Genomic DNA, 9,074 nt, shown 5'->3' on the forward strand with positions numbered 1-9,074 from the left:
TAACTCCTAACTATTGAGTACTCGTCGCTTTCGCCCTAATTAACCAGTCAGCATCGCGTAGGCGTAGCCCGTCGTAGACATCGCAAATTTCCCGACCAGACGAGTCTCCTAAGCGGTCTAGCGCTAATAAACAAGCATATTTCAAATCCCAAATCGGCGTATTTAGGCAAATTTTGAGTTCAGGAATTGCTCGTGAATCACCCAATTCACCAAGAGCGATCGCACAAGCTGCACGAGATTTCTGAAACTGAGGTTCGCGGTTGTGCAGGTTTTCTACTAACAAATCGTAGGCGGGAGCATATTTCAGCCAGCCGAAAAGTTTCATGACATGATAATGAGCGCCATAATCGTTATATGCCTTGTCCGAATAAGTTGCTAGGAGTGCTGCTGGTGCTTCTTGTGCATAGATATCGAGTAAGGTTTTTGTCGCTAAATAGCAGCGTCCAAAATCGGTTTCGTAGAGTTCGTTAATCACAAAATCTAGTACAGGGGTAAGGTCATACTCATGTACTAAATCAAGGTCGTTGGGATGATCATAGAGTACTTGCTCTAGGTAAGGTTGAATTTCTGTAAAGGTAATTTCACCACTGGAGACACCTGCATCCAAAAGCATCCGCAATCCTCGCAACCGAAACACCAGAGATACAGGACAACGGGCAATTTCTGGGATGGCTTTGTAGTAGCGGGAATCAATCAGGTCTTGAATGGAACCGCGCCGTGCATTGACGCTGGAACTTTGCAGCAGCGCCATCACCTCAATTATTTGGGAGTAGTCACCTGTGAAACGACAAAGTGTAGCGATCGCAGCACTACGGGTAGGTTCATCCTCAACTTGGGTAAATTTGCGTACACGTTCTAGGGACGGCTGATAGTCAGCGTTAGCTAGGGTATGAATAATGACTCGATAGATTTGACCTGGTTTATCGAGCAGTTGCGCCACCTCTTCGAGAATTTCTGGATCTTTAGTCCCGATTTCCCCGATCGCCCACACGGTATTTTCAACAGTATAAATATCATCATCTTTAAGGCACTGCCGAATTACAGGTAAAGCTGATTCGGCCTGCAATCGCCCCAGACTTTCTACAGCCTTGCGTCGAACAATCCGGTGGTCTAACTCATCAGGTTTACTGGTTTCAATCGCCCGTACCAAAGCCGCGATCGATTGCTCAGTGGGATAATTAATCAGATGGGAAACAGCAATATATTTATCAGAAGCGTCTTCGAGTTGTTCTAATGGTGTATCGATAATTGCGATCGCTTGTTCTTCTGTTAGCCCAAACATTTTAAAAAAACGTTTATCCATTGATCTGTAAATGGCTTTTGGATAATTGTCACGTTTACTATCGTACTAGGGACTGGGGACTGGGTACTGGGGATTTGGAAATAGCGGTAAATTCTATTTGGGGATTGAACCACCAAAAGCGTCTACGCAGCCATTTGAGGATGAGAGTAACAAATATGAGTGATTACTTAGATGACTACGAATTTAACAACCTCGATTTTTACCGAAAAAATCATGGGTTACAGCTTTATTACAACTGGTCTGGGGAAATTTGGTGGCAAGAAACACCAGACTTGCCAAAGGAAAAATTGTTCTCTATTATTGGCATGAATGCTACCAAAGTATTTCTCAAACCCGATCCTGAGTATGGCGAAGTCGGGTATCGCATCAATAGAGAGTTGGGTTTATTTTGTGACCCAGACACGCAAGAGATTCTCCATTTTTGGAAGTCACCAACAGCAAGTCAAGCAGTACCAGTAGTACACATTGCTAACCGCATTGTCCAAGGCTCAGTCAAACCAAAGAAATTTGTCATCCCCAAAGGCAGCGGATATATTACCTCTGTCATGGAAATTCCTTTAGAATACCCGCATCCCTTAGCAGGAGATCGCAAATATTCAGATTATTGCCCTGGAGAAAAGTTTAAGGGAGTTGAGTACTTTATCTCAAATACTTGCCGACCTGATGCAACTGAAGTCCCTCCTGCTAAGTGGGCAAGGGACTGTCCTTGGTTGCCCTGGATGAAGTTAGGATATGCTCATCCAGCTAAATTAAGATTTGAAACCACAATATTTAGAGTAGATTCTTTTGAGCAGCTTCATCCTAGCTTGGTCAAGCTGGTAAGGGAAAAAGTACCAATTTATGAATTCACGCCGACGGAAAGTGATGAGCCGAATGTGACGAGCATTCAATACTTTAAGAAAAACTTTGAGTCCTACTTACGGGGAGATATTTTCCCACTTGAGGAAACCTCTTGAGCGGTTTTTGCACGGTGCTAAATCATGCTGCGTGATGTCTACGACGGGCTACGCCTACGCACTTTCAATCTAAAAAGCCTAAAAGACTTACAGCGTATTTCAGGTAAATGAAGTACACGGGTAGGGGCACAACATGTTGCATTGGTGTCAACTTAACGTGAAAGCAAGTCTAGAACTAGCTTTTAGATTGCCTCGTTCCCAGTCTCCGACTGGGAATGCTCGTTCTTGAGGCTCCGCCTCTCTTGCTGGCGGCAGAGCCGCCAGGAGCAGCATTTCCAGCCAGAGGCTAGAAACGAGGTTAGGACTTACGCACTATACAAATGCCTCGTGATGTGAATTAACGATGCTCCCGGAAGTTTTCAGGCTTTTCTTAATTATCCTGCGATGCCTACGGCGGTAAACTACGTCAATAGACCAGAATGTAGGGGCACAGCAATGCTGTGCCCTTACGAAAGATGTGGTTTTTAAACTTATTCACATTTGGTATTTATTGTCAATGCGTAAGTCCTAGAGGTTTTAAAGGAGTTTCAGCTTAAGTTGACACGTATGAACATGTTGTGCCCCTACGATTATCTGTACATCACCAAGTTGCAATTTGCTGTATCAGAACTTGGATCTAAGGCTGTAGCAGGGTTCGACTTTTGAAGATTTTCGTGAAAAAGCTTTACCAGTGGTCACGCGATCTGAGAAGATCGGAATATATGCATTTGTCAGCTATTAGTTAGTTGCCTCTTGCCAATTGTTCAGTTATATGTAACAGCTAAGTGCTGGTTTTTAGCGAGAAACTAAATACAAACGATAGTCGAACACTGACCACACATTATTCATATAAACACGCATTTAGGAAACAAAAGTTATGGATGAAACCTCAGAACTCACAACAACCAATAACGTAACCCCTCAAGATGTAGCAGAAGTGATTGCAGAACTTGAGCAATATCGGGAACGTCTAGTTCAAGAAACTACAGAAACAGCAAAACGGGCTAAGTTGATGAAAGTAAGCGTCATGGCAAAACTGGAGCCTGAGCTTGCCAAGATTGATTCTGCTCTACAGGAACTCCGCGATCAACAGGCTGCCCTGAGTGTCAGCAACTAGTCATTTATCTTGATAATTTAGCTGTAAGTTATATGCTCAACTCCGAAACTCAATCCGGGGCAGATTCGTTAAATCTGTCCCATGCTGAAACCGATGCTTTATTTAAAGTGGTGAGTGAGCAATTAGGCTTAAACACCTTCAACCCCAATGACCAAGAGCTACTCAATCGGATGGTTGAGAGTATGGGGGATTCACGGGGCATGGTTAGGTTGAGTTTTGCAGAGGCTTTGGGTAAAATCGGTAAACCAGCGACCCCTTTATTGATGGAAGCTGTGGCAAATCACCCAAACCCAGTTGTACGCAGAGCTAGCGCTAAAACCCTGACACTGATCGCTGACCCGATCGCAGTTCCAACCTTGGTCAACGCCCTGTTAAATGATCAAGATACTGTGGTAAAAGGCTCGTCGGTGGGAGCGCTTGCCAAAATAGGTGAGGCAGCTGTGCCAGCATTGCTGAAAATCTTAGCGTCAACGGAGTATCCAGAAAGTGCCAAAGGACATGCGGTATGGGCGTTGGGATTTATTGGGGCAGAAGCGAAGGAGCATTTATATCGAGAGATTAACTCCGACTCGGCTGAAGTTCGGGCTGCGGTAGTGGGTGCGATCGCTAAAATTGCTCAAGAAGACACCGAAGAAGGAGCATTTAATATTTTAGTTAACGCCCTCACCGATCCATCTGAAATTGTGCGGTGTGAAGCAGCAGCAGCTTTGGGCAGCCTAAGCTATCAACCAGCAATTCCTAACCTCGTTAAGTTACTGCATCATAGCGATTGGGAAACTCGAAAAGCGGCGGCTCTGGCATTGATGAAAATTGGCGATCGCACTTCCTTAGAACCCCTGCAAGCCGCATTGACCCAAGAAGGGGAAGCAGCAGTTCAGGCAGTGATCAAGTTGGCGATTTCTCAAATTGAGAGACAGTTAGAGTACGATGCCTAGCCATTCCAAATCAATGAAACGCTTGCGGTATAGGAATTTCAAATTACAAATTACGCATAGCTCATAAATATTAACAATTTTCTCCTGATGTTTCACAAGCACCAATACTCACCCAGCGGCTAGAACCATCTTCCCAATGTTCTTTCTTCCATATAGGGGCATTGTGTTTGAGGGTATCAATAGCATACTGGCAAGCTTCAAACGCCTCCCTCCGATGAGGACAACCCACTGCTACTAAAACGCTAATTTCTCCAACTTGTAAACGTCCGGTGCGATGATGAATCACTACCCGATTCACATCAGACATAGATAAGCGAATATCAGCAGCAATTTGATAAAATATCCGCAATGCCATAGGTTCGTAAGCTTGATACTCTAGGGCAATTACAGGTTTACCATCAGTTTGATTGCGAACCACGCCACTCATCACAACCACAGCACCGTTGGCTGGATCGTCAGACTTGGCATAGATTTCTTCAAGAGACAATGGTGCAAAGCTAATGGCAAAACTATCTTCGGCTCTTGGTTTAACAGCAGAGGCAAGTGTAGTCGTCATAACTGCGTTGGTATTATGTGGGCTTTTTCTATTGTCTCTGAACAAAACACTGCTGGTGTATATTTAGTTGCTCTTACTAATGCTTTTGGGCAAAACCAGGATTTTTTAGGTTGATAATTTTATCTGTTACCAAAAAATTATCAGGGTGCAGACCTTCTAAAATTTACTTAAAATAACCAAAATTCTCGATCATCCTTCTTAGACGATGTTTGAAAAGTATCAAGTTGTATAAAGATCCCCCCTAACCCCCCTTAAAAAAGGGGGGAACCGGAATCAAAGTCCCCCTTTTTAAGAGGGATTTAGGAGGAGCTATAAGTCTTTGATACATCACAAACAACTTTTAAAACATCCTCTTAAAGGAGATTAGTATAATTAAAGTCATCAAGCTATATGCTTGCTCAGTTATTTAAATAATCTGATCGTGACTTCAATGAGCTATCAAGTTGACAAAACAGATGAACATACAGCCTTTTTAACCAAACCCTACACAACACAAGAATTATTGAAAACCCTACATGCAGTTATTAGTCAATAGTATAATCTGCATTATCTAGACGATCGCAGTCATATCTACCTTTAATCTCTTGATTGAATCCCCAGAGAGATATTTGGGCCGATAGCGATCGCGGCTCGTATGATTGAGGCACTGTTAAACAGGAATAAAATATGTCAGGTTTCTCACTGCAAGCAGTCTTTGGAGCGAACGCAATCCAAGACGGCTCAACGATTACACTTTGGAAACAGGATTTAACCGACAATGCGGGGTTAACCTTTGCTGAGGAAATTGATGGAGAGGCGGTGCTAGCAGCCGTCGTGATTCAAGCCGCCGCGCTGGGGCTTGATACCACGCATCGAGACGGGGACGATGACGAAATTGACCCCAACGGAGATCAACAAGTAGCAATCAATCCCCCAGCTACGGGGGTAGTTCCTAGAGTCGATGGCGAGGGGAACGTGACTTTTTTCAAAAGAGATAGTATTGCAATTGATTTCGACGTTTCTTTATCCAACTTCAACGCCAACGATTATTAAAGACATCTAAGAAGCCTGAAGATATTTCTTCAAAGCTCTTAATCGATTCATCCAGCCTTGAAGAAATATTCTTTGATTCCCCACTCCCCAACGCCGATAATCAGCCTCTCTAATATCAAAATAGTTTGATAATAATTTATTCTCATTGCCCTTAGCAAGCCAGTAATTAAGCTCGTTAAAAGTCTCATGTCCGGGAATCCCATCAACATTAATTCCTAACGCTTCTTGAAGAGTCCCAAAGCCACGCCCGCTATTAACTTGCCAATCCAGGCAAGCAATTGCAATTCGTCGCGGTGGATAATCGCAGCCAGAATTTAGCCAATAAAAATGCTTGTAAATGTCCGTAGCCTCTGTTGAAGAAATTTCTCTAACAGAGCGGGGCGGTAGTCCCCTCTGAGCGCGGTAAACAGCATACTCAGTATGCGTAATTCCTAAACTAGTCAACCCACCTTTATCATCTTTATCGTTAGAAGTTCCGCCTTCAGCAGCCAGGATAAATTTCAACCCCTCTCGAAAAACTAGCTCCTTAGATAGTTTTTGATTAAGATTCTGGACATCTTTTTTTAACTTATCCAGTTCGCTTGATAAGGATTGAAACTGCTTGCTTTGAGCTTTAATATTCTGCTCAATTTTGTTCAAAAGTCCTAAAGAATTTTGTAACTGGGAATTCGAGTTGTATTTTTCGACATGCCAAAACATGCCAAAACATACAATATCTGCAATTACAAACCAAGTCATCGCCAGGTCATATAAAGTGCGCCTGGTCAACTTTATTTTTTTGAATTGCATTTTTTTAGATTATTTTTAACCACCAACCAATAGTCTGATAGTATTGACGATGGTCATCAAATTATTAAGTTGCTCGGCAATAGTGGCAACATCACTAATTATTGATGCCACATCAGATACAGTTTTTGCTAGCTCACCAGTAGGTGATTCATCAATGGCTCCTGTATAAGTCCAAATGCTAATAAAGGCATTTGGGAACCAAACTGGAAAAGAAAATCGTAACTGATATGAAGCAAAAGATACTGGGAATATCAAAACATTTCCACCCAAAGAAAGACGCTGAGAGAAGCTAGTCCACTGGGTTGAATCGTCAACTAAATTCGTCTCAACAAGTTGGTTTACATATCCGCCTGTGTACTAAGTCTTTTTAGCGCCTGGAGTGATGATATAAATTCCCAAAACTCCGCTAGAAAAAGTATCAGGAATCAAAAAATTAGAAAGATTGGAGCCTGATAAATTTTGCTCAAATATCAGGCTCCAATTACTTGAAAGAGATAAGTCCATGTCGTTATCGATTACTGGCGGCTCTTGATATGTCGGACATTAGTCGCGTTAGTAATCGGCTGTCCGGCACCCTTGCCGATAGGCCAAGTACATTGGGTGATCAGGTCATCGAAATCATCTTTTGCGTCTCTGCTGACGTGTAATGTCTTCCGATATTTCTTTATGGTCGTACCACTTGTATCAGTAACGATAACCACCCTTGTGGTAATTATTCCAGACCGCACTAGCTCCTTGATTGCGGAGAACGTAAAAGGTGAATAGTCCGTTGTACCGGGTACTTCTGCTAGTATTTCAGTTACGCCTGCAATGTCTGTATCACTTTCTAAATCTCCTGTGTAGACCCCATAACTAGTAAGAAAATAAAAATCCTGCGCTGGGGTTGCGGGAGTCGATCCAGCCGCAGCTACAGCTGCAATAGTCAGTTTGCATCTATCAAGTTTTGGTGGCATATTTCCTATTTAAAAAAAGTTGTTTAAGGGATAAGAAAGCTAAAAAATACCAGTGACAAAGCCTTAATACATTTTGATGTGCTGAGGAAACCTTGCGCTTAGGATTACATTCCCAGGAACATAGTCCAATCCGACCAATGCACCTATCTTTGTACAATTCGCGGCAGCGAAATAAACTGTCTTCGTTGTCTTATCCTTAAGTCTTACAAGCGCTCTGCGACCAACGCCAGATGAAACTAATTGGCGGACAGAAATAGATTCGCTATCGTCGGGAAGGGCGGCGGCGTCAGCCTTCACCACTCCACAAACATCACCAATCTCGTCGTAGACATCCTCTAGAGTTACAATTTTGTTGGTACCAACCACGAAACTAGCCTTGGGAATTTGTGTAGGCATTTTAACGCTGAGTTTAGGTCAAGATATCCTCCAAATATACGCTTACGACTTCGTTTACCACAAGCTTTTCAATACATTTTGTATGTCGAGCCTTAACCCTCGATTAAGTGCTAGTCCCTAGTACCTTTTTTCGCTTTTTTAAGCCAGCCGGCAATAAATACCATCGATGATTCATTTTAAAACCCTGAAGATAACCCTTTTTAATCTGCCTGATTAAACTATTGCGAGAATAAAAATAAACTTTGCAAGCTTCTTTAAGTGAGATTGCGGTAGACAGATCATCGGGAATCTGCCAGCATTTCTTGGGAATCAAAAGATTACCATTTGGCAATCCAATTAGGTAGGACATTCTTGGTTCCAGTTGAATAGTATTTCGCCATGCGATTTTTAACGGTTATCTGAGAAATTGAAGTATCGGTGACAACTAGGCATGATTTACTTAAATATGCACCCACTAAATAACTTGGAATTATTCTCAATTTAATTGCATTCAAAATAGACATTCCATTCTCTTCATCTAGGGAATGAATCGTAACTTTTGAATTATCTTTAAGGACAAAGATAATTTCCCAATTTCCACGTTTATAATTTGGTAGCGCCACAGTGGGTTTAGCTGCAAGGTGATGCGGTACCGTGATTGGATATTTTGGAGCGCCTGTGATATTTCCAGATTGATCAACTTCAGCAAATTGATAAATTACTTGAGGGCGGTGATATTCCGGCCGAATCAGCCAACTATCAGGAATAGCAGCGACATCTTGATTACAAGTTGCGTTTCCTTGAATTTCGGCTAATTGGAAAAATTTTAATAATTCACAGGCTTCGGTACCGGCAATGACGCTGACAATTTCCGGGTCATTTTCAGGAAAGCCATTAACGTTACATCTAGCAAAAACTGGGACTGAGATTGAGGTAAATTGCACGTCTTCTGGGGGTATAAGATAACAAACGGAGGAAACCTCACCACCAGTTGAATCAGAAGGATTCAGAGGAAGATAACCGGGAGGACAATTGTAGCCAGGATTTCTGTTAACAGTAGTGGGTGGACACTGAGAGTC

General features: G+C 42.5%; 12 protein-coding genes. 4 read left to right on the forward strand and 8 right to left on the reverse strand.

The genetic code is table 11. The features are described 5' to 3' along the window. Nucleotides 1–10 precede the first annotated feature (10 nt). The gene (locus HWQ41_RS18585) at nt 11–1,303 is read right to left on the reverse strand and encodes a HEAT repeat domain-containing protein (protein WP_292765829.1); all 1,293 of its coding nucleotides are present in this window, start codon (nt 1,301–1,303) and stop codon (nt 11–13) included. Between the two features lie 155 nt (nt 1,304–1,458). On the opposite strand from HWQ41_RS18585, the gene HWQ41_RS18590 reads away from it, so the two are divergent. The 3 genes from HWQ41_RS18590 to HWQ41_RS18600 all read left to right on the forward strand — a co-directional run bounded on the left by HWQ41_RS18590 (nt 1,459) and on the right by HWQ41_RS18600 (nt 4,290). Further along, entirely contained in the window at nt 1,459–2,259 is an 801-nt protein-coding gene (locus HWQ41_RS18590) for a DUF1838 family protein (RefSeq protein ID WP_292765832.1), read from the forward strand. Nucleotides 2,260–3,115: 856 nt separating this feature from the next. After that, complete coding sequence (locus HWQ41_RS18595; protein ID WP_292765835.1) at nt 3,116–3,355, forward strand: hypothetical protein; 240 nt, start codon at nt 3,116–3,118, stop codon at nt 3,353–3,355. Between the two features lie 32 nt (nt 3,356–3,387). Further along, the gene (locus tag HWQ41_RS18600; RefSeq protein ID WP_292765838.1) at nt 3,388–4,290 is read left to right on the forward strand and encodes a HEAT repeat domain-containing protein; all 903 of its coding nucleotides are present in this window, start codon (nt 3,388–3,390) and stop codon (nt 4,288–4,290) included. Between the two features lie 70 nt (nt 4,291–4,360). On the opposite strand, the gene HWQ41_RS18605 is transcribed toward HWQ41_RS18600, so the two are convergent. Both HWQ41_RS18605 and HWQ41_RS18610 read right to left on the reverse strand, forming a co-directional pair. Beyond that, nucleotides 4,361–4,846: a molybdenum cofactor biosynthesis protein MoaE gene (locus tag HWQ41_RS18605; RefSeq protein WP_292765841.1), complete on the reverse strand. Its 486-nt coding sequence runs from the start codon at nt 4,844–4,846 to the stop codon at nt 4,361–4,363. Between the two features lie 524 nt (nt 4,847–5,370). After that, nucleotides 5,371–5,493 (reverse strand): hypothetical protein, encoded by a 123-nt coding sequence (locus HWQ41_RS18610; RefSeq protein ID WP_292765844.1) that lies wholly within the window; start codon nt 5,491–5,493, stop codon nt 5,371–5,373. A gap of 19 nt (nt 5,494–5,512) precedes the next feature. On the opposite strand from HWQ41_RS18610, the gene HWQ41_RS18615 reads away from it, so the two are divergent. Beyond that, on the forward strand, nt 5,513–5,878 hold the full coding sequence (locus tag HWQ41_RS18615) for a hypothetical protein (RefSeq protein WP_292765847.1): 366 nt from the start codon (nt 5,513–5,515) through the stop codon (nt 5,876–5,878). A gap of 6 nt (nt 5,879–5,884) precedes the next feature. Here HWQ41_RS18615 and HWQ41_RS18620 read toward each other — a convergent pair whose 3' ends face one another. The 5 genes from HWQ41_RS18620 to HWQ41_RS18640 form a co-directional block, all read right to left on the reverse strand. After that, nucleotides 5,885–6,667: a glycosyl hydrolase 108 family protein gene (locus HWQ41_RS18620; RefSeq protein WP_292765849.1), complete on the reverse strand. Its 783-nt coding sequence runs from the start codon at nt 6,665–6,667 to the stop codon at nt 5,885–5,887. Between the two features lie 15 nt (nt 6,668–6,682). Next, on the reverse strand, nt 6,683–6,922 hold the full coding sequence (locus HWQ41_RS18625) for a hypothetical protein (protein WP_292765851.1): 240 nt from the start codon (nt 6,920–6,922) through the stop codon (nt 6,683–6,685). Nucleotides 6,923–7,182: 260 nt separating this feature from the next. Further along, nucleotides 7,183–7,620 carry a hypothetical protein gene (locus tag HWQ41_RS18630; protein ID WP_292765854.1) on the reverse strand — a complete coding sequence of 146 codons (438 nt, stop codon included), beginning with the start codon at nt 7,618–7,620 and terminating at the stop codon, nt 7,183–7,185. Nucleotides 7,621–7,683: 63 nt separating this feature from the next. Then, a complete protein-coding gene (locus HWQ41_RS18635) occupies nt 7,684–8,016 on the reverse strand; it encodes a hypothetical protein (protein ID WP_292765857.1) in 333 nt (110 codons plus the stop codon). Between the two features lie 317 nt (nt 8,017–8,333). Further along, nucleotides 8,334–9,074 (reverse strand): hypothetical protein (locus HWQ41_RS18640; protein WP_292765860.1); only part of this gene is annotated, 741 nt, incomplete at its 5' end.

This window comes from Nostoc sp. NOS(2021) (genome assembly GCF_017115025.1).
Lineage (GTDB): Bacteria > Cyanobacteriota > Cyanobacteriia > Cyanobacteriales > Nostocaceae > Nostoc.